Below are 25,092 nucleotides of genomic sequence, written 5' to 3'. Positions count from 1 at the left end.
TGCTCTCCCTCCCCTCAGCCGGTCGCCGTGGGGTGGGCGGCGAACCGGGCCGGGGTACGCAGATGCTCGCCGACGCGTTTGACCAGACGGGCCATCTCGTAGGCGACCAGGCCGATATCGGCGAAGGCCGTACTGAGCACGGCGAGGCACGAGCCCTCCCCCGCCGCGGCGACGAACAGGAAGCCGTCGTCCATCTCGACCATCGTCTGGCGCACGTCGCCGGCCCCGAAGTGGCGCCCGGCGCCCTTGGCGAGGCTGTGGAAGCCGGAGGCGACCGCCGCGAGGTGATCGGCGTCCTCGCGGCTCAGGGCGCTTGAGGCGCCGACCGCGAGTCCGTCGCCGGAGAGCACGACCGTGTGCCGGACCTCGCCGACACGGGTCACCAGATCGTCCAGCAGCCAGTCGAGTTCGCCGGATCGGCGGGGCACCCCGGTCCTCTCGTTCGCGATCATGCGGGGTCTCCTTCGCTGAGCGGGCGTGGTGCGGGGACACGGGGGGCGGGCACCGGGGCGCCGGGGGCGGAGCCGCCGCCGCGCAGCCAGCCGGCGCGGTAGGCGGACATCCGGTCCCTGGCCTCTTCGGGGGTGCGCGGGGCGGGGCCGTCGGCCGGTGCGGCGGCGGGCGGCGGTTCGGGGCGGGGCCGCTCGCGCAGTTGCGGGGCGAGACTCGCCTGCCTGACCCGGCGGGGCAGCTCGCCCTCGTCCCCGTCCGTGCCCGGGGACGGCGCCGGGGCGGGGCTCTCCGCCCGGTGCGCGGTCCGGCGCGGGCGCAGGGAGGTGACCTGGGCGGTGGGTCCGGTTCCGCTGTCCAGGGCCGGAACGGCGACGGGGGCGGGGAACGACGTGGTGCGGGGCCGGGCGGCCCGGTGGGCCGGTCCGAGGCCGGCGCGGTCGGGTTCCTCACGCCGGGGCGCCGCGTCCGGTGCGGGCGCGGGCGGTTCCTCGCCCGGCGGGAGCGCGCCCTGCAGGAGGGCCGTCGGCAGCAGGACCACCGCGGTGGTGCCGCCGTAGGCGGAGGTGCGCAGATGGACCCTGATGCGGTGGCGGACGGCGAGCCGGCTCACGACGAAGAGCCCGAGCCGGTCGCTGTCGAAGAGGTCGAGGGCCTCGGCCTGCTCGATGCGGCGGTTGGCCTCGCCGAGCAGTTCGGGGCCCATGCCCAGGCCCCGGTCCTCGATCTCCAGGGCGTAGCCGTTGCCCACGGGTTCGCCGGTGATGCGCACCTTGGTGTGCGGGGGCGAGAACTGGGCGGCGTTCTCGACCAGTTCGGCCAGCAGATGGGTGAGGTCGGCCACGGCGGCACCCTTGACCGCGCCCTCGGGGAGCCGGCTCACCTCGACCCGTGCGTAGTCCTCGATCTCGGAGACGGCCGCGCGGACGACGTTGGTGAGGGAGACCGGCATCCGCCAGGCCCGGCCGGGCGCGGCGCCGGACAGGATGATCAGGCTCTCGGCGTGGCGGCGCATGCGGGTGGTGAGGTGGTCGAGGCGGAAGAGGTCGCTCAGCTCGTCCGGGTCGTCGGCGCGCCGCTCCATGCTGTCGAGCAGATTGAGCTGGCGGTGCACCAGCACCTGGCTGCGGCGGGCGAGGTTGACGAAGACGCCGGAGATCCCGTCGGCGAGTTCGGCGCGTTCCACGGCGGCACTGAGCGCGGCCCGGTGCACGGTGCCCAGGGCCTCGCCGACCTGGCCGATCTCGTCGTGGGAGGCGAGGCCGGGCGGCGCCTCGGCCCGGATGTCCAGTTCCTCGCCGGCCCGCAGCCGGCGCATGGCCAGCGGGAGCTTGCGCCGCGCGATCTCCAGGGCACTGTTGCGGAGGCTGACCAGCTCCACGACGAGGGCGCGCCCGATGCGTACGGAGACCACGAGCGAGGCGGCGACCGCGACGAAGCCGAAGACGACGGCGGCCCCGGAGGGGCTGAACACCGCGTGGGCGAGCGGGTCGGCGCGGTCGGCCGCGCGTTCCCCCGCCCCGGCGGCGATGCCGTTCAGTCCGGTGCGGACCTCGTCGGAGGCGTGCCGCCAGTCGGCGGCGGGCACGGCACGGGCGGCGGCCCGGCCGGGCTCGGCGGCGAGCACGGCGTCCTCGGCCGCGCCGACGGCGCGGGTGGCGGGCCGGGCGGTGAGCGCGTGCCAGGCGGCCCGTTCGGCGGCGGGCAGATCGGCGCCGGCCGTCGCGATCAGTTCGCGGCGGGTCTCGACGGCCCCGGTGAACAGGCGCCGCGGACGCCCCTCCAGCCGGCCGGTGCGGAAGGCGGTGGTGAGCAGCGCGTCCTCGCGGGCCAGCATCTCGTCGGCGCGGGCCAGTTCGAGCAGGACCCGGGCGTCGGAGCCGAGGGCGTCGTCCTGGATGCCGGTGACGGCACCCGACACGGCGAAGGCCGCGGTCACCACCGAGGTGTAGCGGTCGTAGACCGTGTCCACGCCGTCCCGGGCGCCGTCCCCGGCCCGGAGGGCCGCGACGCCGGCGAGGAACCGGTCGAGTCGCCCGGCCACGCCCCCGGGCAGCTTGCCGGTGTCGGCGACGGTGTGGCCGTCGTCCAGGCGCAGGGCGTCGAGCGCGGTGTCGGTGCGGGCGGCGCGGGCCCGGAGGGCCGCGGCGTGGGCGGCGTCCGGGTCGGCCTTCTGGAGCATGGCCGCCCCGCGTTCGGCCTGGAGCGCGGCGACCGCCGCGGCCACGGGCGCCCTGACCTCGTCGTCGACCCGCTGCAACTGGCGCAGCCGGGCCATGTCCTGGGCCGTGGACACGGTCGCGAACCCCCACAGCGCGAGCAGCGACACGACCGGCACCATGAGCAGCGAGATGATCTTCGCTCGGACGGTCCTGGGGCGCAGGCGCAGGGCTCCCCGGGGAGCCGGTCCGGGCTCCGGCCGTACGGCGGCGCGTTCGGCGCTCTCGTCGGCCGGGGGTCCGGCGTGGGCGCGGCGGCCTCGGGCCGGCGGGGTGCTTGGCCGGGCGCCGGAGGCACCGGTCTCCGGGGTCGTGCGGGATGGGCGCATGGCCTCCTCGTTCCGGGTCGGGTGTGGGTGGTGGGGACGGGGGGGCGGTGAGTCGGGGGGGGCGGTGGCGCCGGTGAGGGGGCGGGGATCGGGCCGGCCGGTCAGCGCCTTCCGGCGGGGGCGGTTCCCGGGCGGCGGGAGGTGTTCCACGGGGCGGGGGCCGGTTCCGGGGCGGGCGGGGTGACCGGGGCCGGCTCGTCGCGTCCGGCGCGGGCGTAGGCGGCCCGTTCCGGCGCGGTGGGCGAGAGCGCCACGAACGCGGAGGTGAGGAAGAGGTAGGAGCCGAGGCCGACCGCGAGCGGGAAGATGAACTGCATGGCGGTGGCGCCGGGCAGCGGCTCGGCCGAGGGGGTGACCCGTACGCTCACGGCCAGCATGCCGGTGTAGTGCATGCTGCTGACCGCCGCGCCCATGACGAGCGAGGCGAGCGCGACGGCCCGGGTCGAGCGGATGTTGAGGGCGGCCCAGAGCGCGGCCGTCGCGGCGATGACCGCGATGACGACGGAGAGGACGACGCGCAGCGGGTCGTAGTGGACCGTGCCGTGCAGTCGCAGGGCCGCCATGCCGAGGTAGTGCATGCTGGCGACGCCGAGTCCGGTGGCGAGACCGCCGAGCAGCAGCGCCCCGGTGCGGTCGCGGCTGTAGCCGACGGCGAAGACGCCTCCGCCGACCACGACCATGGCGCCGAGCAGGCTGACGAGGGTGAGCGGCACGTCGTAGCGGATGTCGGTGCCGTAGACACCGAAGCCGAGCATCGCGACGAAGTGCATCGTCCATATGCCCGAGCCGATGGCGGAGGCGGCCGTGATCAGCCAGTTGCGCCGGGAGCGTCCGGTCGTGTCGAGGGCGCGCACGGTGCAGCTCAGACCGAGCGCGGCGCCGATGCAGGCCATCGCGTACGACAGCACGGGGGTGAGCCAGCCGAAGCTGGCGTGGTCCAGGTGTCCCATGACTCGGGGACGCTAGTCGCGCCGGGGCGCGCACCCCCGGCGCATTCGAAAGCTGCCGGTATATGACAGAGAGATGTTCCCGAACGATCGCACCGTGGTCGAACGTGTACGCCGCTTTATGGCGTTTCGTTCGCCGCGGGGCTGCGCGATCATGTCCGTATGACCGATGACCACACACATGTCCAGGAGTTCTTCGGGGCGCGGGCCGCGGGCTGGGACGCCCGTTTCCCCGACGACGGTCCGGCCTACGCGGCGGCCGTCGCGTCGCTGGGGCTGCGGCCCGGGGACGCCGTGCTGGACGCGGGGTGCGGCACGGGACGGGCCCTGCCCGCGCTGCGGGAGGCGGTCGGGCCGGAGGGGACCGTGCTGGGCGCGGACCTCACGCCCGCCATGCTGGAGGCGGCCGTCCGGGCGGGGCGGGACCGGGACGGCCGGCTGGTCCTGGCCGATGTCGCGCGGCTGCCGGTGCGTCCGGGCGCGCTGGACGCGGTGTTCGCGGCGGGGCTGATCTCCCATCTGTCGCGGCCTGGGCCGGATCTCGCGGAACTCGCCCGGGTGGTACGGCCGGGCGGGCTGCTGGCGCTGTTCCACCCCGTGGGGCGCGCGGCGCTCGCGGCCCGCCAGGGCCGCCGGATCACCGACGGCGATCTGCGGGCCGAACCGAACCTCCGCCCGCTGCTGGCCCGTTCGGGCTGGCGCCTCGTCTCGTACGCGGACGAGGACGCCCGCTATCTCGCGCTGGCCGAGCGCTCCGGCTGAGTCGGGGCGCACCCGCGGGCCGGTCCGCCGGCCCGCGCGTCACGCCGTTTCGGTCTCGGCGTCCCGGAGGTGGCGGACCGGGCAGCCGCCGGTGCCGGGGACCGGGTGGGTGCCGAGCGCGGACACCTCGTAGCCGTTCGGATACCCCTTGATCTCGGGGTTCTGCCGGGCGTAGTGCGGGGTGCGGCGCGGCGGGAGGAGCCGGACCGCGCGCGCCCTGAGCCGCAGGGCGCCCCGGGTGACGGCGCGGGCGGCGGGCCCCGGGGCCGGATAGCGGAAGGCGCGCAGCAGAGCGTCGTCGAGGAGGGCGAGGCTCGCTCCCCGGACGAGGGGCGCGAGCGGGCGCGGATACCAGGAGGCCATCAGCGCCAGGGTCGCGTCCGAGACGGCGCGCGCCCCCTCGTCCCAGCCGAAGTGCGCGGCCTCGTAGCTGTCGAGGGTGTGCTCGAACTCCTCGTACGTGGCGGGCAGGTCCTTGATGCCCATATGGGCGCCGAGGGTCCGGTAGTAGGCCGCGCACGCCCGCAGTTCGTGGTCGGACAGCCGGCGCCAGCCGTACGCGTCCAGCCAGCGCTTCGGGCTGACGACGAAGGTGCAGAGCACATAGCGCATGTCGTCGTTGCTGATGTCGTAGCTGCGGTGCATCCGGTTGATGCGGCGGATGGCGGTGCGTCCCGGATCGCTGTCGAAGCCGTGCTCGACCACCGTGTCCAGGAGCAGCGCGGTGTCGTCGTACCGCTTCTGCGAACGATCCGTCAGTTCGGCTGTCTCGGCCAGGAGTCTGCCGATCGAGGGCACGGCATAGGTGCGGTACAGGGCGAGTTCCAGGGCGCGGGTAATGTCCCAGGGGAACTCGTACGTCGCGGTGATCCGGTAGATCTCCAGGAAGTCCCGTTCCGGATCGAGGCGTTGGATCTCCTTCAGCCGGTCGTAGCGCTTCACCGCACCGTCCCCCTCTGTCCAGGTCGAGTGTCCCAGCCTACGTGTGTGGGCAGGACGGTGAGTACGTACGCACAACCCGAAAGGCGGTACCCATGACCGGCGTGAAGCACCTGTGGCGCAGAGCCGTGACCCCCTTGCGCGCGGGCGGAGCGTCCACCGCTCCGGCGCGCCGGCAGCACAACCTGTTCGAGGCGGCGGCCACGTATGTGGGGGCTTCGGCGGAGAACGACCAGGACCGGATGGAGGAGGCGAGCGGCTGGGTGTCGCCCGAGGCGCTGTCCTTCGGTGTGAGCGAGCTGGCCTGCCGGGCCGTCGTCGCGCTCGCGCGGGAGCGCGGCGTCACACCGGAACAGGCCGCCCGGACGTTGCTGGGTCTCTCCGAGGACTGACCCGGGCCCGGCGGCACACCACCGGGAGCGGCGGGACCGGCCTTGTCAGGGCCTCGACGGGTGGGTTACCCACTGGTTAAGGTGCGCCGACGACAACCGTGACGGAAGAGGAGGGTGCAGTGGCCGGGACGGACGACGCTGTCGCCGACGACGCGCTGTATGTGCTGACCGCGGTCCTGCTGACTCCCGCGCAGTTCCCGAGCGTGCTCGGGGACGACTATCCGGCGGCCTGCGCGGCCCTGGGCCTCGAACCGTACGCGGAGGGGTACGGCCTGGTCATGGGCCAGGACGGCGACGGGGCGCGCTGGACGGTGGTCGTGGACGACGTGTCCCTGGTGGCCGTGGCGATCGCGTCCTGGGACTGCGGGATGGAGTACGACCTGTCGCCGGACGACCGCTCGGTGGTCTGCGCGCTGCCCGGCTGGCCGCTCGCCGTGGCCGTCGCCGCCCCCGGTCTGCCCGCGCCGCACGATCCGGGGCCCGACCCCGAGGTGGAGGGCGAGCCCCTGGCACCGCTCTCCCCGCCGGACACCGACACCTGGGGCCCCGCCCAGCGCCGGCTGGGGGCGGACGCGATCGCCTCGCAGTGGGCGGTCTGGCGGGAGCAGGTCGACGACGAGGACACGGAGGACGGGGCCGAGGGCGGAGACGGCGGGCGGCCGGACGCCTCCCGGGCCGAGGAGGGCGACGGCGCGGACGCGTCCGCCACCGGCGGCGGGCATCCCGGGGTGCGGCGGGCGCTGGCCGAGGCCGACGCGTACCGGACGAGTCCGCCGCCGCCCGGCCGGGTGCGCTCCTCGTTCGCCCCGGGGGACGCGCGGATGATCCGCGCCGACGGCCCCGGCTGGTCCATGGTCGCCCGGACCGACGACATCGCCTTCCTGCTGCTGGACGAGGTGCCCGGCGAGATCATGACCGTGAAGCGCGGCACGGAGCTGCCCGAGCTGCTCACGGCGCTGGACGCGATGGCCGTGCGGCCGTCCTGACCCCGGCCGCCCCGTACACGCGTGGTGCCGCGGACCGGCGGTCCGGGGCACCACGCGTGCGGGTGTGTCAGACGCGCTCCAGCGGGCGGTGCGGCTCGGCCGGCAGCCGGACCTCGATCCGGTCGCCGGGCCGGACGACACCGCCGACGGCGACCACGCTCATGATCCCGGCCTTGCGGACGACGGCACCGGTCTCGTCCCGGCCGACGACCCGCTTGAGCAGTCCCGTCCGGAAGGTGTCGATCTGGAGGCAGGGGTTGCGCAGCCCGGTGACCTCGACGACGGCCTCGTCCCCGAGGTGGAGGCGGGTGCCGACCGGCAGCGCCAGCAGGTCGATGCCCCGGGTGGTGACGTTCTCCCCGAGATCCCCGGGGGTGATCTCGTAGCCCGCCTCGCGCAGCTCGTCGAACAGCTCCGCGTGGATGAGGTGGACCTGGCGCAGATTGGGCTGGGTGGGGTCCTGGGCGATCCTGGAGCGGTGTTTGACGGTCACGCCCGCATGGACGTCGCCCTCCACTCCCAGACCGGTCAGCAGGGTCACGCTGTCCCGGTTGGGCTTGGTGAAGCTGTACGTCTCGTTCCGGCTCACGGCGGTGACGGTGCCACTCACGGTGCGGGTCCCCTTGCTCAGCGGCCTATTTCCTTACGAGTGATCCTACGGAGCCTGCGCCGCTGGCCGGGGTCCAGGGCCAGGTAGGCGATCGCGGGGACCCCGACGAGGACCAGCAGGGACAGCCAGAAGCCGATGAACGGCATCAGGACGACCGCGACGACAACTCCTCCGATGGCGATCTTCGCTGTGTTCGACATCGTCCACGCCTCCTCCGCGGCCCGTGGCCGCTTCTGATGGAAGAACGCCTGTGCGTGCTCCACGGTTCCTCACGGGCGGGAAACCCTGGGCGAGGCGTCCCGCCCGCCCGTCAGCGCAGCGGGGCGCCGACCTCGTGCATGTGCTCCAGGGCCTGCCGGTAGGACTCGATGAGCCCGGTCTCCGTGTAGGGCATGCCGAGCGCTTCGCAGTGGGCCCGGACGAGCGGCTGGGCCCGCTTGAGGTGGGGGCGCGGCATGCTCGGGAAGAGGTGGTGCTCGATCTGGTAGTTGAGTCCGCCGAGGAACCAGTCGGTGAGGACCGCGCCCCGGACGTTGCGCGAGGTCAGGACCTGTCGCTGGAGGTGGCCCCAGCGGTCCCCGTGGGGGTCGGGCATCTCCATGCCCTTGTGGTTCGGCGCGAAGGACATCCCGAGGTGCAGGCCGAAGAGCGCGTGGTGCACGAGGGCGAAGACGACGGCCTTGCCCGGGGACAGGACCGTCAGCAGCAGGGCGGCGTACAGTCCGAGGTGCGCGGTGAGCAGCAGGGCGGAGAGGGCGCGTTCGCGAACGGGCTGGCGTCGCAGGTACTGGAATCCGGAGATCTTGAGCGCGATGCCTTCGAGCAGCAGCATCGGGAAGAACAGCCGGGCCTGGTTACGGGTGAGCCAGCGGGCGAACCCCTCGCGCTGGGCCGCCTGCTTCGCGGTCCAGACGAGGGCGCCGACCCCGACGTCCGGGTCCTTGTCCACGTGGTTCGGGTGGGCGTGGTGACGTACGTGCTTGTCGTTCCACCACGCCTCGTTCATCCCGAGCAGCAGATTGGCGTGGAACAGGCCGATGACGCGGCTCACCCGCCGGTCGCCGGTGATCTGGGCGTGTCCGGCGTCGTGGCCGAAGAAGGCGGTGCGGGACCAGAGGACGGCCAGGGGAAGCGCCAGCAGCAGGGTCCACCAGGTGTTGCCGAGGAGGACGACGCCGGTGAGCACCGCGCCCAGGGCCAGCAGGTTGACGGTGATGCCGGCGGCGTACCAGCCGGTGCGCCGGTCGAGGAGGCCCTGTTCTTTGACGGTCCGCAGCAGCGGTGCGAAGTCGCTGCCCGCACCCGGGCCCCCGGTGGGGTTCGTGGTGCGCGCGGCGCCCTCACGGGGTGGTACGACGGCGATGGTCGCGGCCTGAGGCATGGCGTCTCCGGTCTTCTGGGCCTGTCTGACCTGAAAAAACGTACGATTCGCGGGAGTCGCGGAGCCATGGAGTCACCACCCGGGGTTCCCTGGTGCCAGCCCCCTCGCCCCATGGGGGTGCTGGCACCACCGGGCAGACATAGAGGACATTTACAAGTGACGCAGATCACGCCAGACGCTCTTCCCTCTGGCTCATCGGTGGGCTATCCTCGGCGACCTTCCACTAGTCAAATTTGAGGACTCTGCCATCGCTGTGCACCGCCTCCCCGCAGCATCGCTCTCCGAGATCTCCGCTCTGGCCGGCTGTTCCGTGGTCTTCCTGCCGGCGGATCCCTCCCGTACCGGCCGGGTCGCCTTCTGGTATCCGGACGGCAGCAGTCCGCCGGAGGCGCCGGGCACGGTCGAGGAGCTGACCGTGGCCGGTCCCGACGCGACGCCCCGGCTCGTACCGGCCCGGATCCTCCCCGTCCGCGACGCCCTCGCCGTCCTCACCCGCGCCCGGACGGCCTCCCACGCCTCGCCCGCCGCGCTGTTCTGGGGCGCGGCCGGGCTGCTCGCTCTTCAGTTCGCGGCGCGCGGACTGCTGTTGCCGGGGCTCAGCGCGACCGACCACGACAGCTGGCGGGCCGGCCCGCTGACGGCCGACGAGCAGACCCGGATCCGCTCCCTGGCCGCGTCCATGCCCCCGACCGCGCACGCGGTCCCGGTCGACGCCCTGGCGCAGCCCCTGCTCCTGCCCGAACCGGAGCGGCTCCTGCGGGCGTTCCTCGACGCGGTGGTGGACGGTCTGCCGCGCACCCCGGCGGCCCCGCAGGCCGCGGGCGGTCCGGCGTTCGCCGCCGAGGAGCCGCAGCACGTGCCGGGTCAACGGGCCTGGCTCGCCGATGTGGCCGCCGTGCACGACGCGGGCGTCCGCCTCTCCCTGCGCGTCGAGGTGGCGGGGCTCGACCGGGCGGTGCCGGAGGCCGACGGCGCGCAAGGCCCCTCGTTCCGCGTGGTACCGCAGATCCACGGCGTCGGCGATCCCACGCTGGTCGCCGACGCGGCCGAGATCTGGGCCGGTTCGGGTCCGGCCGCCGCCGCCTTCGGACCGCGGGCCCGGATGGACGCACTCCTCATGCTGCGCCGGGCCGCGCGGGCCTGGCCGCCGCTGGCCCCCCTGCTGTCGGCCGCCGTGCCGGACGCCGTGGAGCCCGCGGACGAGGAGATCGCCGGACTGCTCGGCCCGGCGTCGGCCGCGCTCGCCGCCACCGGGGTCCAGGTGCACTGGCCCCGGGAGCTCGCCCGCACCCTCACGGCCCGTGCCGTGATCGGTCCGGCGGACGCGGATGCCGACCCCGAGGACGGCGAACGCCGCACCGGGGGACGCGCGTTCCATGCCTCGGACGCCGTTCCGCTGCTCTCCTCCGACGCCCTTCTCTCGTTCACCTGGTCGTTCACGCTCGGCGGGCAGCGCCTCGGACGCGAGGAACTGGACCGGCTCGCCGAGGCGGGCAGGCCGCTGGTGCGGCTGCGCGACCAGTGGGTGCTCATCGACCCCGAGCAGGCCCGCCGGGCCCGCGAGACCCACGACCGCAAGGTCACCCCCATCGACGCCCTGGGCGCCGTGCTGACCGGTTCCACGGAGGTCGACGGCCGGCGTGTGGAGGTCTCGGCGACGGGGTGGCTGGAGCGTCTGCGGCAGCGGGTCGCCGACCCCGAGTCCCGGCCCGAGGGCGAGACGGCCGTCGGACAGCCCGCCGCGCTCGCCGCGACCCTGCGCGACTACCAGCTGCGCGGACTGAACTGGCTGCACACGATGACCTCGCTCGGGCTCGGCGGCTGCCTCGCCGACGACATGGGCCTCGGCAAGACCATCACCCTGATCGCCCTGCATCTGCACCGCCGGGCCCTGGAGGGCGCGGCCGGACCGACCCTGGTGGTCTGTCCGACCTCGCTCATGGGCAACTGGCAGCGGGAGATCGAGAAGTTCGCCCCGGGCATCCCGGTCCGCCGCTTCCACGGCGGCTCGCGCAGCCTGGAGGACCTGGCCGACGACGCGTTCGTCCTCACCACGTACGGCACGATGCGGCTCGACGCGCCCCGGCTCTCGGAGGTGCGCTGGGGCATGGTCGTCGCGGACGAGGCCCAGCACGTGAAGAACCCGTACTCGGCGACGGCCCGGCAGCTGCGCACCATCGGCGCACAGGCGCGGGTCGCGCTCACCGGCACGCCCGTGGAGAACAACCTCTCCGAGCTGTGGGCGATCCTCGACTGGACCACCCCGGGCCTGCTGGGCCGGCTCGGCACCTTCCGCACCCGCTACGCGCGGGCGGCGGAGGGCGGGGACCCGGCCGCCGCCGAACGGCTCGGCGCGCTGGTGCGGCCCTTCCTGCTGCGCCGCCGCAAGTCCGATCCCGGCATCGCGCCGGAGCTGCCGCCGAAGACCGAGACGGACCGGGCGGTCTCGCTCACGCCCGAACAGGCCGGGCTGTACGAGGCGGTGGTGCGCGAGACCCTGGCGGCCATCGCCGAGGCGGACGGCATGGCGCGGCGCGGTCTGGTGGTGAAGCTGCTGACGGCGCTCAAGCAGATCTGCAACCATCCCGCGCAGTACCTCAAGGAGGAGGAGCCCCGGATCGCGGACCGCTCGGGCAAGGTCGAGCTGCTGGACGAACTGCTGGACACCATGCTCGCGGAGGGCGCGGGTGTGCTGGTCTTCACCCAGTACGTGCAGATGGCGCGGCTGCTGGAGCGGCATCTGACGGCGCGCGGCATCAGCACGCAGTTCCTGCACGGGGGTACGCCGGTGGCGGAGCGCGAGGCGATGGTCAACCGCTTCCAGTCGGGCGGGGCCCCGGTCTTCCTGCTGTCGCTCAAGGCGGCCGGGACGGGGCTCAACCTGACCCGGGCCGGACATGTGGTGCACTTCGACCGCTGGTGGAACCCGGCCGTCGAGGCACAGGCCACCGACCGGGCCTACCGCATCGGCCAGACCCAGCCCGTCCAGGTGCACCGGCTGATCGCGGAGGGCACGATCGAGGATCGCATCGCGGACATGCTGGCCCGCAAACAGGGGCTCGCCGACGCCGTGCTCGGCTCCGGCGAGAGCGCCCTGACCGAGCTGAGCGATGCCGAACTGGCCGATCTGGTCGAGCTGCGAGGGGGCGCACGATGACACACGGATATCCGGAGGACGACTACGAGCCCGATCCGTTCGAGGACGAGGGCTACGACGACGAGGAGTTCGGCGACGGCGAGGACGGCGGGTCCGGCGACGGGACCGGCGGGGCGGCCTCGGGTCCCGAGCGCACCTTCGCCCCGCTGCCGCCCGCCCCGGGCCGCGGCTTCGCGACGTCCTGGTGGGGCGGGGCCTGGCTGAAGGCGCTGGAGGACACGGCGCTGGACAACCAGCAGCTCAAGACGGGCCGCCGGTTCGCCCGCGAGGGCCGGGTCGGCGCGGTGTCCGTGCGGCCCGGCCGGATCACCGCCGTGGTGCGGGACCGGAACACGGGCGGCCACCGCAGCGACGTCCTGCTCCAGGAGCTCAGCGACGAACAGTGGGACCGCTTCCTGGACATGGCGGTCGACCGGGCCGGGCACATCGCCGCCCTGCTGGACCGGGAGATGCCGCCGCATCTGGTCGAGGACGCGGCGGCGGCCGGGGTGGAACTGCTGCCCGGGATCGGCGATCTGGATCCGGAGTGCACCTGCGAGGCCTGGGACCACTGTCCGCACACCGCGGCGCTCTGCTACCAGGTGGCCCGGCTGCTGGACCAGGACCCGTTCGTCCTCCTGCTGCTGCGGGGGCGCGGTGAGCGGCGGCTGCTGGACGAGCTCCAGGTGCGGATCGCCGCACGGGCGGGCGGGCGCACCGGGCCGGACCCCGAAGGGATCCCGGACGCCCGCGAGGAGGCCGGGGACGGAGCGCCCGGTGTGCCGGCGGAGGAGGCGTACGCGGACGCGGCGGTCCTGCCGCCGCTCCCGCCGGTGCCGGAGGTTCCCGACGCCCCGGGCCCGGCGCCCTCGCTGGACACGGAGACCGACCCCGAACCGGGCGTGGATCCCTCGGCGTTGGAGCTGCTGGCCCGGGACGCCGCGGCGCGCGCGCACCGGATGCTCGTGGAGGCGCTGTCGGCGGGGCACGGACAGCACCCGGTGCCCCAGGCCCCGAACGCGCGGGAGGACGCGGTGCGGCTGGCGGCCGAGGCCCGGCCGGAGCCGTGGATCGCGGGCCGGCTGGCGACCGGATCCGGCCGGCCGCGCGCCGCCCTGCCTGCGGCGGTGGCGGCCTGGCGGTACGGCGGGGCGGCCGCGCTGGCCGTGCTCGACGAGGAGTGGACGCCGGACGGCCCGGCGCTCGTCCGGGCCAGGGCCGGTCTCGCCGGTGCCTGGGACGAGGACGAGGCGCCCCGGCTGCGCGCCGAGCGCAACCGGTGGACCTCGGCGGACGGCAGGGTGCAGGTGCGCTACGGGCGGGACGGACGCTGGTACCCGTTCCGCAAGGAGGACGGCCGCTGGGTTCCGGCGGGGCCCTCGGACGAGGATCCGGCGGCGGCGTGGGCGGACGCGGCCGCCACCGACGCGGTGGACGTCTGAGCGGAGGAACGACGACGGCGGGGGCCGCGCGGTGCGGCCCCCGCCCGTCGTCGCGTTCCGCCCCGGAGTTCAACTGGATGTCACCGGCCGTTGAGGCACGGCGCGGAACCTGACGGGCGAAACGTTCCTTGCCCCTCAGGAGGCCCCATGTCCTCGCGTGTTGTCCGTCGATCCCTGGCCGCCGGGCTGCCGCTCGCCCTGCTCGGCACCCTGTGTGCCGCGGGCACCGCGACCGGCGCGCAGGACCGCCACCACCGCCCCGGCACCACCGCCCGGGTCACGGCGAGCGCCACCCTCGGCGCCGTCCCGCTCGGCGGCTTCAGCAACGCCCTGCTGCCCGGGACGGTCGACGACGACCGCGGCGTCCTGCTCGGCGGCATCGGCAGCGACATCTACCCGGCGGGGCGCAAGGGCGAGTTCTGGACCGTCACGGACCGGGGCCCCAACGGCCAGATCAAGGTCGACGGCAGCAAGCGGCGCACCTTCCCGGTGCCCGGCTTCGACCCGGCGATCGTCCGGATCCGGGTGACGGGCGGGCAGGTCGAGGTGGTGCGCTCGATCCCCCTGACCACGCGGTCGGGTGCCCCCGTCACCGGACTGTCGAACCAGTCCGGGCGCGACGAGGCGCCGTACACCTACGACGCGGGCACGCCGCTCCCGTACAACCCGAACGGGCTGGACACCGAGGGGATCGTGCGGGCGCCGGACGGATCGTTCTGGCTGGTGGACGAGTACGGGCCGTCACTCGTGCACGTTTCGGAGCGGGGACGGGTGCTGACGCGCTACGTTCCCGAGGGGCTGGATCTGCGGGGCGCCGACTACCCCGTGGTGGAGGCGCTGCCCGGCATCCTGCTGCACCGGAAGATCAACCGGGGCTTCGAGGGGCTGGCGCTGCTGCCCGGCGGCGATCTGGTGCTGGCGGTCCAGAGCCCGCTCTCGCTCCCCGACCAGGACGCGGGCGAGTCCTCGCGCAACATCCGGCTGCTGCGGTTCTCGACGAAGAAGAAGGCCGTCACCGCCGAATACGCCTACCGCTTCGACCCGGTGGGCGTCGTGGACCCGGGCGAGGACGACACCTCGGAGCTGAAGGTCTCGTCCGTCGTCGCGATCGGCCGCGACACCCTGCTCGTCGAGGAGCGCACCGACCGCACGGCACGGCTGCACCGCGTCACGCTGCCGCGCGGCGCCGGGATCCTGGGGTCGCGCTGGGACGCCCCGGCCTCCTCCCCGTCGTACGAGGAGCTGACGGACCCGGCGGCCTCCGGTGTCCCGGTGCTCCGCAAGAGCCTCGTCGTCGACCTCGGGACGGTGCCGGGCGTGCCCGGCAAGATCGAGGGCGTGGCGGTGACGGGCCGCAGCACCCTGACCCTCGTCAACGACAACGACTTCGGGATGACGGACGGGGCCGGCGCCTTCGACGCGCACGGGCGGCTGGTCGACTCCGGGATCAGGACGACCGTGACGACCATCGAGCTGCCCCGGCCGCTGACGCACTGACACCCGGTCATGTCCCTCGGGCCGCCGGGCTCCCCGCCCGGCGGCCCGGTCGCGTCCGCGCGCCCCGTTTCGCGCCCCGCCGTCTTCCGCCGCCCGCGCCGCACCCGTACGGTGGGCGCGCACACCGCCCGGCCGGACACCGGACACGGGGATCCGGTCAACGGACGTGTGTGCGAACCGTGTTCCTCCGTCCCCCCACCGCCAGGAGTACACACATGGACCGCAGAAGGATCATCCAGGGCACCGCGGCCACCGTCGCCGCGGCGCTGCTCCCCTCGTCCGTCCGGGCCAGCGCGGCCGAGGCCGGCGACACGGACTACCCGACGGCGCACTGGGTCCCGGCGTCGGCCTCCAACTACACGGTCTCCTCGCGCCCTTCGGCGTATCCCGTCCAGTACGTGGTCATCCATGTCACCCAGGAGACGTTCTCCGACGCCGTGGCCATCTTCCAGAACCCGGCGAAGCAGGTGTCCGCGCACTATGTGGTGCGCTCCTCGGACGGCTACATCGACCAGTGCGTCCGGGAGAAGAACATCGCCTGGCACGCGGGGAACTGGGACTACAACACCCGCAGCATCGGCATCGAGCACGAGGGGTACGTGGACCAGCCCTCGTACTTCACCAACGCCCTGTACGAGAAGTCGGCCCTGCTGACCGCCTCGATCTGCGACCGCTACGGCATTCCCAAGGACCGCGCGCACATCCTGGCCCACTCCCAGGTGCCGGGCTCCGACCACACGGACCCGGGCAGCCACTGGGACTGGGTGCGCTACATCCGGCTGGTCAACCTGCTGAGCGCGGGCTGAGCCCGCCGCACACGCCACGAACGCCCCTGCGCCGTACGGGAACCGACCACCAGTCGAGACGGCGGCGGCGGTGTCCTTGACGGCGCCACCGGGCGGGCCGAGACTGACGGGGACGGTCACGACTGTCAGCGCCGCGCGCACGGGCTCCCCGTCCGCGCGGTCATCGGCCCCGGCCCGCTGACGGGCAACCCTTCGGCCGCGATGGGGTGCTCCGGGTGACGACCGGGTCCTGTCGGTGCGACAGGACAAGCGCGGCCCCGCCTCCCGCGGGCCCCGACGGCAGGACCGGTGGGAAGTGCCCAGGATCGGATTGACGAGGCGTCTGCACATCGATCTGCTGCGCGTCGCCGGCGCCGCGTAGGCGCCCGCTCCCCGGGGTCCGCCCGGCCCGCCGTCGACGGCCGGCCGGACCGCCACCGATCCGCCCCCGCACCCGCCGGCCCGCTCCGTGAGCGGACGGCCACCGGCCGGTCCCCCGCGCCCCGCACACCCTCGCGCGGGCGCCATCGCCCCCTCCCCGTCCCGCCGCCCGGAACGCGGCGGCGGCTCCGCCGTTCCTCCAGGGATCCCACAGGAGAGTCATGCCCGAAACAGTCTCGCCCGGCCCCGGTACGACCGGAACGCCCCCGCACTCCCCCGCCCCCTCCGTCTCCCCCGCCCGTGCGCTGGGCCTGCGCCCTCCGTCGGGCATCGCCTCGCCGCGCTTCCTCAGCCGGATCGGCGTCGGTCTCGCGGGCGGCTTCTATCCCGCTCCGCACCGCTACGAACTCTTCCTGTCCGCCGGCTGTCCGCGCTCACTGCGCGTCTCGATCACCCTGGACCTGCTCGGCCCGGGGCGGAGCGTCACCACCACCCTGCTGACCCACCCCGCCGCCTCTCCGGAGGGCTTCGCCTCGCTGCGCGCCGCCTACGAGGCGACGGTGCACCACTACGACGGCCCGCTGACCGTCCCCGCGCTGCGCGACCGGTGGAGCGGACGCATCGTCAGCAACCACACCCCGGACATCCTGCGCGATCTCGCCGGGCTGGTGTCCGGCCGGGACACGGACCGCCCCGGCGCGCTCACCCCTCCCGCCCTGGCCCTCGACATCGAGGCGCTCCGCGAACTGCTGGAGCACGGTCTCGCCGACGCCGGCGGACGGGCGGCGGTGCTCGGCGCGCTGGAGCGCCGGCTCCCGCTGCGGCCGTACGCGCTGGGCGACGGGCTCACGGCCGCCGATGTCGACCTCTGGACGGCCCTCGTCCAGCCGGGCGCCTCCGGTGCGCCGGGGGCGTATCCCCGGCTCCAGGCGTACGTCCGCCGGCTCGGCGGGCATCCGGCGTTCCGGCGGGCGTACGGGACCCTGCTCGCCGCCGCGTGAGCGGTGCGTCAGCCGGTCCCGGCCGCCGAGGGATAGCGGACGAAGAGGACACCCTCCACCGCGCCGTCGGGCGCGCCGTAGACATGAGGCACATCGGCCCGCCAGCGGACGCTCGCACCGGGACCGACGGTGCGGGTGGCGTCCGGCGGGCCGACGACGGCGGTGCCGCTCAGGACCATCAGGCTCTCCCGGGTGCCGGGGACATGGGCCCGGGACTCCTGGACGGCGCCCGCGCGGATACTGACGCGGAAGACGTCGGTGACGGCCGATCCGTCCTCGTCCTCGTAGCGCTCCAGCAGGACGGCGGTGACCGCGCTGCCGGACACGCCGGTGCGGACGGGGCCGGGGCCGGCCGTCGCGGGCGGGTCGCCCAGGGCGGCGCTGAGGGGCAGGCCGAGCGCGGTGGTCAGCGCGTACAGCGTCTCCAGGGTGGGGTTGCGGGTGCCGCTCTCCAGCTCGGAGAGCGTCCCCTTCCCCACGCCGGACCGGCGGGCCAGCTCCGACAGGGACAGCTCCCGCTCACGCCGCAGCGCCCGGAGCCTGCGCCCCACGTCCTCGTTCAGCCCCATCGGCCCGTATCCGCTCCGCAGTTCCCGGTTGACGGGCGTCGGCCCGCCTCTCTAGTGTTCCACAAACAGAACGTTCCGTATACGGAACGGCTGTCGGCGCCCCTGCCGGGCCCGGCCCCCTCCCGACCCAGGAAAGCGGCTCACTCATGCTCGCGCTCGCCCGTATCCGCTCGGCCGCGCCGCCCTCGGCCGTGGCCGCCGGACTGATCGCCGTCATGGTCGGGGTCACCAGCTCCGCCGCGCTGGTCTTCACCGCCGCGAAGGCGGCCGGTGCCGACGAGCGCGAACTCTCGTCGTGGATGCTCGCCCTCGGCATCGGACTCGCCTGCACCAGCATCGGCCTGTCGCTGCGCTTCCGCGCACCCGTCGTGACCGCCTGGTCGACGCCCGGGGCCGCACTGCTGACGACCGGTCTGAGCGGGGTGTCGATGCCGCAGGCCATCGGCGCGTTCGTCTTCTCCGGGCTGCTCATCCTCGCGAGCGGCGTGACGGGGTGGTTCAGCCGGCTGATGAGCCGGATCCCCGTGCCGCTGGCGGCCGCCCTGCTGGCCGGAGTGCTGTTCCGGTTCGGCACCGGGCTGTTCAGCACGATGCACGGCAGCTTCGCGGTCGCGTTCCCCATGTTCGTGGCCTATCTGCTGGCCCGCCGGCTGCTGCCCCGGTACGCGGTGCTGGTGGCGCTCGCCGCGGGGGTGGCGGCCACCCTGTTCACCGGCGGCTGGAAGCTCGGCACGGTCCGGCTCGCCCTGGCCACCCCGGTGTTCACCGCCCCGGAGTTCGACTGGAAGGTCCTCGTCAGCGTCGGCGCCCCGCTCTTCGTGGTCACGATGGCCTCCCAGAACCTGCCCGGCGTCGCCGTGCTCCGGGGCTCGGGCTACGACGTCCCGGTGTCCCCGCTGATGAGCTGGACCGGCGCGGCCAACGCGGTCCTGGCGCCCTTCGGGGCCTTCGGCCTCAACCTCGCCGCGATCACCGCCGCCATCTGCACCGGCGAGGAGGCCCACCCCGACCGCGAACGCCGCTTCCTGGCCGCCGTCTGGGCCGGTGTGTTCTACCTCTGCGTGGGACTGCTCGGGGCGACCGTCGCCTCCCTGCTGGCCGCCATGCCCCACGAACTCGTCCTGGCCATCGCGGGGATCGGCCTCCTCGCCACCATCGAGGCCTCACTCGTCTCGGCGCTGTCCGATCCCTCCTCCCGCGAGGCGGCCGTGGTCACCTTCCTCGCCACCGCCTCCGGAGTGACCCTGCTCGGCATCGGCTCGGCGTTCTGGGGTCTGCTGGCCGGCCTGGTCACCACGGTCGTCGCCACGGCCGGACGCCCCCGCCGCACGGGACGGACGACGACCCCGGACCCGGTCCCGGACAAGGCCGTTGCCCGCTAGCGGGCAACCGTGGAACGGAGTTGCACCGCACGGCGGCAGCGCGATGGGATGACCCCATGCAGAAAGCGGTTTCCACCCTCTCGTCCGACCCCCTGGCACCCTTCGACCACCTCGACCACCGCTACCGCGGCGAGAACCCGGTCCGCACCCTCGGCCATCTCCTGCGGCCCGACCGGGGGCGGCTCGCCCTCGCGGTCGCCCTCTTCGTCGTCAAGCACAGCCCGATCTGGCTGCTTCCGCTGATCACCGCGACCGTCCTGGACGTCGTGGTGCAGCACGGACCGGAGTCCGGACTGTGGAAGTCCACCGGCGTACTGCTCTTCATCCTGGTCATCAACTACCCGCTGCACCAGTGGTACGTACGCTGCCTCGGCGGCAGCATCCGGCGCATGGGCATCACCCTGCGCTCGGCGCTCTGCCGGCGGATGCAGCAGCTCTCCATCGGCTACCACGCCCGGGTCAGCTCCAGCGTGCTGCAGGCCAAGGTGGTCCGCGACGTGGAGTCGGTGGAGCAGATGATGCAGCAGAGCGCCGACATGGGGCTCGGCGCCGTCGTCACGCTGATCGGCGGCCTCGTCGTCATCGGCATCCGCGTCCCCGCCTTCCTGCCGGTCTTCCTCGTCGTCGTCCCCGCGGCCGGATTCCTGGTGATGAAACTGCGCGCCCGGCTGCGCAGCCACAACGAGTCGTTCCGCCGCGAGGTCGAGCAACTCTCCTCGCGCGTCGGTGAGATGACCACGCTGATCCCGATCACCCGGGCGCACGGGCTGGAGCGCACCGCGCTCGGCCGGGTGGACGGCTCGCTGCGCCAGGTCTTCGTGGCCGGGCTGCGCCTCGACATGGTCAACGGACGGTTCGGCTCCCTGGCCTGGGTCATCCTCAACACCCTGGGGGTGCTGTGCCTGACCGGGTCCGCGCTGGTCGCCTACCACGGCTGGATGCCGGTCACCCCCGGTGACGTCGTCATGCTCAGCGCCTTCTTCACCGTGCTCACCGGCTCCGTGACGACGCTGCTGGGGCTCGCCCCGATCCTCACCAAGGGCCTGGAGTCGGTCCGTTCGGCGGGCGAGGTCCTCCAGGCACCGGACCTGGAACAGAACGCCGGCAAGGCGCAGGTCGACCGGGTCACCGGCCGGATCGACTTCGAGGACGTCGGCTTCGCCTACGAGGACGCCGAACCGGCCGTCAGCGGGTTCACCCTCTCCGCGCGCCCCGGCGAGACCATCGCGCTGGTCGGCGCCTCGGGCGCGGGCAAGTCCACCGTCCTCAACCTCCTGATCGGGTTCATCCGGCCGACCTCGGGCCGCATCCTGCTGGACGGCACCGACATGGCCGGACTGGACCTGCGCAGCTACCGGCGGTTCCTGTCGGTCGTGCCGCAGGAGTCGATCCTCTTCGAGGGCACCATCCGCGACAACGTCACCTACGGCATGGGCGACACCGACGAGGCGACGCTGATGCGCGCGCTGGCGGACGCCAACGCCCTGGAGTTCGTGGAGAAGCTGCCGCTCGGCCTGGACACGGTGGTCGGCGAGCGGGGCGCCCGGCTCTCCGGCGGCCAGAAGCAGCGGCTGGCGATCGCCCGCGCGCTGATCCGCGATCCGCGGGTGCTCGTGCTGGACGAGGCGACCTCGGCGCTGGACAACCGTTCCGAGGCGCTGGTCCAGGAGGCCCTGTCCCGGCTGGTGCACGGCCGGACCGTCTTCGTCGTCGCGCACCGGCTCTCCACCATCCAGGGCGCCGACCGCATCGTCGCGATGCAGGGCGGCCGGATAGCCGAGGTGGGCACCCACGCCGAACTCATCGGCCGGGACGGCGTCTACGCGGGACTCCAGCCCGCGTGACGCCTCTCCCCCACCGCGCCGGGACGGCCGGCGCCGCGGCTCACCAGTCGTGGACGCTGCCGTCCCGGAGGCGGTTGACGGGCAGATAAGCCCGCTCGTACGGGTGCGCGGCGGCCAGCTCCTCGTCCAGTTCCACCCCGATGCCGGGCTCCTCGCCGGGGTGCAGATGCCCGTCGGTGAAGGTGTAGGCGTGCCGGAACACCCGCTCGGTCAGGGCGTTGTGGCCGGAGTACTCCTGGATGCCGAAGTTGTGGATCGCCAGATCGAGGTGGACGGCGGCGGCCATGCCCACCGGCGAGATGTCCTCGGGACCGTGGACGGCGCTCCTGATCTGGTACTGCGCGGCGAAGTCGAAGAGCTTGCGCAGCGGCGTGACCCCGCCGAAGTGGGTGACGGCGGAGCGCACGTAGTCGATCAGCTGCTCGGTGATCAGCGTCTGGTAGTCGTACACCGTGTTGAAGACCTCGCCGACGGCCAGCGGGGTCGTGGTGTGCCGGCGGACGAGCCGCAGCGCCTCCTGGTTCTCGGCGGGCGTGCAGTCCTCCAGCCAGAAGGGGCGGTAGGGCTCCAGGTCCTTGCCGAGCCGGGCGGCCTGGATCGGGGTGAGGCGGTGGTGGGCGTCGTGGAGGAGCGGCAGTCCGGCGCCGAACTCCGCGCGGACGGCCTCGAAGACAGCGGGTGTGTGCCGCAGATAGGCGTCGGTGTCCCAGTCCTCCACCAGCGGCCGGGTCTGCTGGTGGGCGACGGCGGCGCCGCTGTCGTCCTGCTGGTACACCCCGTACACGGCCTTGAGTCCGGGGATGCCGGTCTGGATGCGCACGGCGGGGTAGCCCTCGGCCAGCCTGGCGCGTACGGAGTCGAGGAGTTCGGGGATGTCGCGGCCGTTGGCGTGGCCGTACGTGGCGATCCGGTCGCGGCTCGCCCCGCCCAGCAGCTGGTAGAGCGGCAGTCCGGCGGCCTTCGCCTTGATGTCCCACAGGGCGACGTCGACGGCGGCGATCGCGGCCATGGTCACCGGGCCGCGCCGCCAGTAGGCGCCGCGGTAGAGGTACTGCCAGGTGTCCTCGATGCGGTGCGGGTCGAGACCGGTGAGCAGGGGCGCCACATGTTCGGTCAGATAGCCGACGACCGCCAGCTCCCGGCCGTTGAGGGTGGCGTCGCCGAGTCCGGTGAGGCCGTCGTCGGTCGTCAGCTTCAGGGTGACGAAGTTGCGTCCGGGGCCGGTGACGACGACCTTCGCGTCGACGATCTTCATGCGTGTTCTCTTTCGTGGGCGGGCGGCCGGTTCCCGGATCGGCCCGTGCCGCCGTCGTGCGACGGTCAAGCTATCAAGCCCGCCCCGGACGCCGCCCCGGCCCGGACGGGCCGGGGCGGCGTCTCGCGCGGCGTCAGCCGCAGGTCGTTCCGTTGAGGGTGAAGGCGTCCGGGTCGGTGCCCGGCGCGCCGGTGGCCTGGAAGCCGAACGAGACGGTGCCGCCCGGGGGCACGGCTCCGTTGTGCCCGGCGTTCTTCGCCGTCACCCGGGTGCCGGTCTGGGTGACCGTGGCGTTCCAGGCGTTGGCGACCTTCTCGCCGCCGGCGAAGTCGAAGCCCAGGTCCCAGCCGTCGAGCGGGTCCGTCCCGGTGTTGCGGACCGAGACGTCGGCGGTGAAGCCGCTGCCCCAGGCCTGGCTCACCCGGTAGGCGACCGCGCAGGAACCGGCCGGTCCGGGGGTGTCCGTGGGATCCGGCGTCGGGGTCGGGTCGGGCGTCGTGGTGGGGTCGGGCGTCGGATCGGGGCCGGGGCCGCTGCCGTCCGGTGCGCTGCCCCACTGCGGGGCGGCGCCCTCCAGCAGCACCATGTGCGGGGCGTCGACCGGGGTGGTGCCGGGGGTCGTGGCGGTGCTGGGGTAGGACCAGTCGTTCGCCGGGTCCCAGGCCCCGGCGGAGGTGATCCGGAACTGCACCTCCTTGCGGTACGCGGACTGGCCGGCCGGCGCGATGTCCGTTCCGGAGCAGTCCACCGTGACGTGGTAGACGTCGCCCTGGTCGTGGGTGGGGCCGGTGACCGTGCCGCACTGGTTGTAGTTGGTGGTGAGGCTGATCATGTCGGGCGTGACGCCCGGCTCCAGCGTGAAGTAGTAGCGCACGGACGCGTCGGTCAGGGCGCGGGCCGGCCACGCGGACCGGTTGAGGACATAGGCCTTGATCTCGGTGAACGTGCCGCCCGAGGCGTTGACCGAGGCCTGGACGGACATCTCCGGACCGTCGGGGTTCTCCGGCTCCGGGAAGCCGGCCAGCGGGGCTCCGCCGTACTCCTTGTAGAGCCGGGCCAGCGCCCCCGTGAAGGCGGCGTTGTAGTCGGTCGCGACCTCGTTGTTGACGTAGTTGGCGCGGTCGTCGGTGTAGGAGTCGTCCGCCGCGCTCGGGCCGCCGACCAGTGCGCCGTAGAGCGTGTGCCGGCTCTCGACGGGGTTGTTCATCTGGTCGGTCCAGGAACCGTGGGCGGTGCGGTGGTGGGGTTTGGTCGGCGGGTTCTCGCCGAAGCCCACGACATAGCTCGATCCGCGCGGGTTGTCGCCGAGCGCGTAGTCGATCTGGCGGACCGCGAAGTCGTGGTAGCGGGCCTTGCGGACGCTGTCCCCGGTGAGCCAGTCGGAGTAGCTGAGCGCCGCGAACGCGGTGTTGGCGGCGTAGCGCAGGGAGCCCCAGCTGTCCAGCACGGCCTGGCCGCCCGGCGAGTACGGCACCCGCTGCCCGCCGACGCCCACGGTCCACCAGTCGAGCCAGCGCTCGGCGTCGTCGACGTACTTCTGCTTGCCCGTGAGCTGGGCGAGCAGCACATAGGCGCCGTAGGAGCTGTCGTCCCAGGACAGGGTCCAGCGGTAGGAACGGGTGCTGCTCTGCGGTTCGGTCGAGAGGCCGTCGTACGCCGCTTCGGCCTTGGCCAGGTACGTGGCGTCACCGGTCGCCTTGTAGAGCCAGATCGCGCCCCAGACCAGCTCGTCCGCGTAGCCGCTCCAGGAGTTGTAGTAGCCCTGGGCGTCGGTGATGCAGTCGCTGTACTTTCCGCGGTGGGTGTCGGCGAAGGCGTACAGCTGCTTGGCGTGGGTGAGGAGCTTCGCGGCGTACGCCGGGTCGCTGCCGGCGAAGACCATCGACGAGGAGGCCATGGCGGCGGCGGTCTGCCCGGCCAGGTCGCTGCCGGGGCAGGAGGCGTCGATCCGGTACGCGGGCCGCGCCATCGGCATCACCTCGGCGGGGCCCCACCACTTGTGGTCCTCGCCGCCGTTGCCCACCTGTCCGTACAGGACGTCGGGCGAGGGGTGCGCCTTGATGAAGTAGTCGTTGACGAAGCGCAGGTTGTTCCGCAGGTACGTCAGCTGGCCGGACGCCGCGTACGCGTCCTCCTGCTCGCCGCCGCCCCAGGCGAGCATGGTGGCGGAGAAGGCCATCGGGAGACCGAACTTGACGTGGTCACCGGCGTCGTACCAGCCGCCGGTCAGGTCGAGGCCCACGTCCTTGCCGTCGTCGAGCGCGGAGTCGCCGCGCCAGCCGACCCGGTTGGTGTCGGGGAGCGTGCCGGACTGCTGCGCCTCGTAGAAGAGCAGGGACTTCTGGAGCGCCTCGCCGTAGGCGAAGGCGGGGGCGGCGGAGGCGTGGCCGGTGAGGGACAGCGGCAGCAGGAGGCCGGCGCCGAGGGCGAGGACCGTGGCGACGACACCGGGGCGGCGGAGGCGGCGCGGGGACGGGCGGCTGCCGGACGGCCGGGGCCGTCTTCGCGGCACGGGGAGGGTGAACAGGCGCAACGGAACGGTCCCTTCCGGACGTCGGTGAGGTGGGGACGGTGCGGGGATCTGGATGCGCTCGGTTCATGGGAGCGCTCCCATGAACCGAGCCCATGAAGCCAGCCACCGGATGGCCTGTCAACACTTCTGACAGGAACACCTCAGATGCAGGGGTTCCGCCGTCGGACACGGGCGTCTCGCTCCCCTGGCCCCGCCCCCACGCGGCCACCCGTTCGGGTGATTTGGGCGCGCGACCCGGCGCGCGGCGCCGGA

At 73.8% G+C, this 25,092-nt stretch carries 21 protein-coding genes and 1 riboswitch; of the genes, 11 read left to right on the top strand and 10 right to left on the bottom strand.

Annotated features, from left to right (window positions below):
• Window positions 1-14: 14 nt before the first annotated feature.
• From ACZ4FH_RS11175 to ACZ4FH_RS11165, 3 genes are all read right to left on the bottom strand, one after another.
• A complete protein-coding gene (locus tag ACZ4FH_RS11175) occupies window positions 15-452 on the bottom strand; it encodes a roadblock/LC7 domain-containing protein (RefSeq protein WP_467303927.1) in 438 nt (145 codons plus the stop codon).
• Complete coding sequence (locus ACZ4FH_RS11170) at window positions 449-2,998, bottom strand: sensor histidine kinase (protein ID WP_467303925.1); 2,550 nt, start codon at window positions 2,996-2,998, stop codon at window positions 449-451. Before ACZ4FH_RS11170 ends, ACZ4FH_RS11175 begins: the two co-directional genes overlap by 4 nt.
• 101 nt (window positions 2,999-3,099) lie before the next feature.
• Window positions 3,100-3,948 (bottom strand): MHYT domain-containing protein, encoded by an 849-nt coding sequence (locus tag ACZ4FH_RS11165; protein WP_467303924.1) that lies wholly within the window; start codon window positions 3,946-3,948, stop codon window positions 3,100-3,102.
• A gap of 159 nt (window positions 3,949-4,107) precedes the next feature.
• Between ACZ4FH_RS11165 and ACZ4FH_RS11160 the strand changes: the two genes are divergently transcribed.
• A complete protein-coding gene (locus tag ACZ4FH_RS11160; RefSeq protein ID WP_467303923.1) occupies window positions 4,108-4,707 on the top strand; it encodes a class I SAM-dependent methyltransferase in 600 nt (199 codons plus the stop codon).
• A gap of 39 nt (window positions 4,708-4,746) precedes the next feature.
• Here the strand turns inward: ACZ4FH_RS11160 and ACZ4FH_RS11155 are convergent, their stop codons facing one another.
• Window positions 4,747-5,649, bottom strand: coding sequence for an oxygenase MpaB family protein (locus ACZ4FH_RS11155; protein WP_467303922.1), 903 nt, complete (start codon window positions 5,647-5,649; stop codon window positions 4,747-4,749).
• A gap of 92 nt (window positions 5,650-5,741) precedes the next feature.
• Here ACZ4FH_RS11155 and ACZ4FH_RS11150 point away from each other — a divergent pair, with 92 nt between their 5' ends.
• Together ACZ4FH_RS11150 and ACZ4FH_RS11145 are read left to right on the top strand one after the other, a co-directional pair.
• A complete protein-coding gene (locus tag ACZ4FH_RS11150; RefSeq protein ID WP_467303921.1) occupies window positions 5,742-6,038 on the top strand; it encodes a hypothetical protein in 297 nt (98 codons plus the stop codon).
• 119 nt (window positions 6,039-6,157) lie between these two features.
• Window positions 6,158-7,024 (top strand): hypothetical protein, encoded by an 867-nt coding sequence (locus ACZ4FH_RS11145; RefSeq protein ID WP_467303920.1) that lies wholly within the window; start codon window positions 6,158-6,160, stop codon window positions 7,022-7,024.
• Between the two features lie 67 nt (window positions 7,025-7,091).
• Here ACZ4FH_RS11145 and ACZ4FH_RS11140 read toward each other — a convergent pair whose 3' ends face one another.
• The 3 genes from ACZ4FH_RS11140 to ACZ4FH_RS11130 form a co-directional block, all read right to left on the bottom strand.
• The gene (locus ACZ4FH_RS11140) at window positions 7,092-7,634 is read right to left on the bottom strand and encodes an MOSC domain-containing protein (protein WP_467303919.1); all 543 of its coding nucleotides are present in this window, start codon (window positions 7,632-7,634) and stop codon (window positions 7,092-7,094) included.
• 17 nt (window positions 7,635-7,651) lie between these two features.
• Window positions 7,652-7,834 carry a hypothetical protein gene (locus ACZ4FH_RS11135; RefSeq protein WP_467304029.1) on the bottom strand — a complete coding sequence of 61 codons (183 nt, stop codon included), beginning with the start codon at window positions 7,832-7,834 and terminating at the stop codon, window positions 7,652-7,654.
• A gap of 110 nt (window positions 7,835-7,944) precedes the next feature.
• Complete coding sequence (locus ACZ4FH_RS11130; RefSeq protein WP_467303918.1) at window positions 7,945-9,015, bottom strand: fatty acid desaturase family protein; 1,071 nt, start codon at window positions 9,013-9,015, stop codon at window positions 7,945-7,947.
• A gap of 253 nt (window positions 9,016-9,268) precedes the next feature.
• Here ACZ4FH_RS11130 and ACZ4FH_RS11125 point away from each other — a divergent pair, with 253 nt between their 5' ends.
• The 6 genes from ACZ4FH_RS11125 to ACZ4FH_RS11100 all read left to right on the top strand — a co-directional run bounded on the left by ACZ4FH_RS11125 (window position 9,269) and on the right by ACZ4FH_RS11100 (window position 17,257).
• Complete coding sequence (locus tag ACZ4FH_RS11125) at window positions 9,269-12,172, top strand: DEAD/DEAH box helicase (RefSeq protein ID WP_467303916.1); 2,904 nt, start codon at window positions 9,269-9,271, stop codon at window positions 12,170-12,172.
• A complete protein-coding gene (locus tag ACZ4FH_RS11120; protein ID WP_467303915.1) occupies window positions 12,169-13,593 on the top strand; it encodes an SWIM zinc finger family protein in 1,425 nt (474 codons plus the stop codon). The genes ACZ4FH_RS11125 and ACZ4FH_RS11120 overlap by 4 nt, the downstream gene beginning before the upstream one ends.
• 147 nt (window positions 13,594-13,740) lie before the next feature.
• Window positions 13,741-15,090: an esterase-like activity of phytase family protein gene (locus ACZ4FH_RS11115; RefSeq protein ID WP_467303914.1), complete on the top strand. Its 1,350-nt coding sequence runs from the start codon at window positions 13,741-13,743 to the stop codon at window positions 15,088-15,090.
• A gap of 215 nt (window positions 15,091-15,305) precedes the next feature.
• Window positions 15,306-15,896, top strand: coding sequence for an N-acetylmuramoyl-L-alanine amidase (locus tag ACZ4FH_RS11110; RefSeq protein ID WP_467303913.1), 591 nt, complete (start codon window positions 15,306-15,308; stop codon window positions 15,894-15,896).
• Window positions 15,897-16,010: 114 nt separating this feature from the next.
• A riboswitch (SAM riboswitch) is annotated at window positions 16,011-16,154 on the top strand.
• On the top strand, window positions 16,132-16,257 hold the full coding sequence (locus tag ACZ4FH_RS11105) for a putative leader peptide (RefSeq protein ID WP_467303911.1): 126 nt from the start codon (window positions 16,132-16,134) through the stop codon (window positions 16,255-16,257). Its footprint overlaps the riboswitch before it by 23 nt.
• A 220-nt stretch (window positions 16,258-16,477) precedes the next feature.
• Entirely contained in the window at window positions 16,478-17,257 is a 780-nt protein-coding gene (locus tag ACZ4FH_RS11100) for a glutathione S-transferase C-terminal domain-containing protein (RefSeq protein ID WP_467303910.1), read from the top strand.
• Between the two features lie 8 nt (window positions 17,258-17,265).
• Here ACZ4FH_RS11100 and ACZ4FH_RS11095 read toward each other — a convergent pair whose 3' ends face one another.
• Entirely contained in the window at window positions 17,266-17,826 is a 561-nt protein-coding gene (locus ACZ4FH_RS11095; protein WP_467303909.1) for a helix-turn-helix domain-containing protein, read from the bottom strand.
• 146 nt (window positions 17,827-17,972) lie between these two features.
• On the opposite strand from ACZ4FH_RS11095, the gene ACZ4FH_RS11090 reads away from it, so the two are divergent.
• Both ACZ4FH_RS11090 and ACZ4FH_RS11085 read left to right on the top strand, forming a co-directional pair.
• Window positions 17,973-19,208 (top strand): benzoate/H(+) symporter BenE family transporter, encoded by a 1,236-nt coding sequence (locus tag ACZ4FH_RS11090; RefSeq protein WP_467303908.1) that lies wholly within the window; start codon window positions 17,973-17,975, stop codon window positions 19,206-19,208.
• Between the two features lie 56 nt (window positions 19,209-19,264).
• Complete coding sequence (locus tag ACZ4FH_RS11085) at window positions 19,265-21,052, top strand: ABC transporter ATP-binding protein (RefSeq protein WP_467303906.1); 1,788 nt, start codon at window positions 19,265-19,267, stop codon at window positions 21,050-21,052.
• Window positions 21,053-21,092: 40 nt separating this feature from the next.
• Here ACZ4FH_RS11085 and manD read toward each other — a convergent pair whose 3' ends face one another.
• Together manD and ACZ4FH_RS11075 are read right to left on the bottom strand one after the other, a co-directional pair.
• Window positions 21,093-22,307 carry a D-mannonate dehydratase ManD gene (manD, locus tag ACZ4FH_RS11080; RefSeq protein WP_467303905.1) on the bottom strand — a complete coding sequence of 405 codons (1,215 nt, stop codon included), beginning with the start codon at window positions 22,305-22,307 and terminating at the stop codon, window positions 21,093-21,095.
• A 133-nt stretch (window positions 22,308-22,440) separates the two neighbouring features.
• Window positions 22,441-24,840, bottom strand: a complete 2,400-nt coding sequence (locus tag ACZ4FH_RS11075) for a glycoside hydrolase family 9 protein (RefSeq protein ID WP_467303904.1) — start codon at window positions 24,838-24,840, stop codon at window positions 22,441-22,443.
• Window positions 24,841-25,092: the final 252 nt, after the last annotated feature.

This window comes from Streptomyces sp. NPDC024555 (assembly GCF_055559335.1).
Note: the sequence above shows the minus strand (reverse complement) of the source record. Positions and strands in the feature narration are given on the sequence as shown.

Excerpts from the sequence above, each read along its gene's own strand:
- ACZ4FH_RS11175 (WP_467303927.1), bottom strand. The coding sequence starts at position 452 with ATGATCGCGAACGAGAGGACCGGGGTGCCCCGCCGATCCGGCGAACTC.
- ACZ4FH_RS11170 (WP_467303925.1), bottom strand. The coding sequence starts at position 2,998 with ATGCGCCCATCCCGCACGACCCCGGAGACCGGTGCCTCCGGCGCCCGG.
- ACZ4FH_RS11165 (WP_467303924.1), bottom strand. The coding sequence starts at position 3,948 with ATGGGACACCTGGACCACGCCAGCTTCGGCTGGCTCACCCCCGTGCTG.
- ACZ4FH_RS11160 (WP_467303923.1), top strand. The coding sequence starts at position 4,108 with ATGACCGATGACCACACACATGTCCAGGAGTTCTTCGGGGCGCGGGCC.
- ACZ4FH_RS11150 (WP_467303921.1), top strand. The coding sequence starts at position 5,742 with ATGACCGGCGTGAAGCACCTGTGGCGCAGAGCCGTGACCCCCTTGCGC.
- ACZ4FH_RS11135 (WP_467304029.1), bottom strand. The coding sequence starts at position 7,834 with ATGTCGAACACAGCGAAGATCGCCATCGGAGGAGTTGTCGTCGCGGTC.
- ACZ4FH_RS11130 (WP_467303918.1), bottom strand. The coding sequence starts at position 9,015 with ATGCCTCAGGCCGCGACCATCGCCGTCGTACCACCCCGTGAGGGCGCC.
- ACZ4FH_RS11120 (WP_467303915.1), top strand. The coding sequence starts at position 12,169 with ATGACACACGGATATCCGGAGGACGACTACGAGCCCGATCCGTTCGAG.
- ACZ4FH_RS11115 (WP_467303914.1), top strand. The coding sequence starts at position 13,741 with ATGTCCTCGCGTGTTGTCCGTCGATCCCTGGCCGCCGGGCTGCCGCTC.
- ACZ4FH_RS11110 (WP_467303913.1), top strand. The coding sequence starts at position 15,306 with ATGGACCGCAGAAGGATCATCCAGGGCACCGCGGCCACCGTCGCCGCG.
- ACZ4FH_RS11100 (WP_467303910.1), top strand. The coding sequence starts at position 16,478 with ATGCCCGAAACAGTCTCGCCCGGCCCCGGTACGACCGGAACGCCCCCG.
- ACZ4FH_RS11095 (WP_467303909.1), bottom strand. The coding sequence starts at position 17,826 with ATGGGGCTGAACGAGGACGTGGGGCGCAGGCTCCGGGCGCTGCGGCGT.
- ACZ4FH_RS11090 (WP_467303908.1), top strand. The coding sequence starts at position 17,973 with ATGCTCGCGCTCGCCCGTATCCGCTCGGCCGCGCCGCCCTCGGCCGTG.
- ACZ4FH_RS11085 (WP_467303906.1), top strand. The coding sequence starts at position 19,265 with ATGCAGAAAGCGGTTTCCACCCTCTCGTCCGACCCCCTGGCACCCTTC.
- manD (WP_467303905.1), bottom strand. The coding sequence starts at position 22,307 with ATGAAGATCGTCGACGCGAAGGTCGTCGTCACCGGCCCCGGACGCAAC.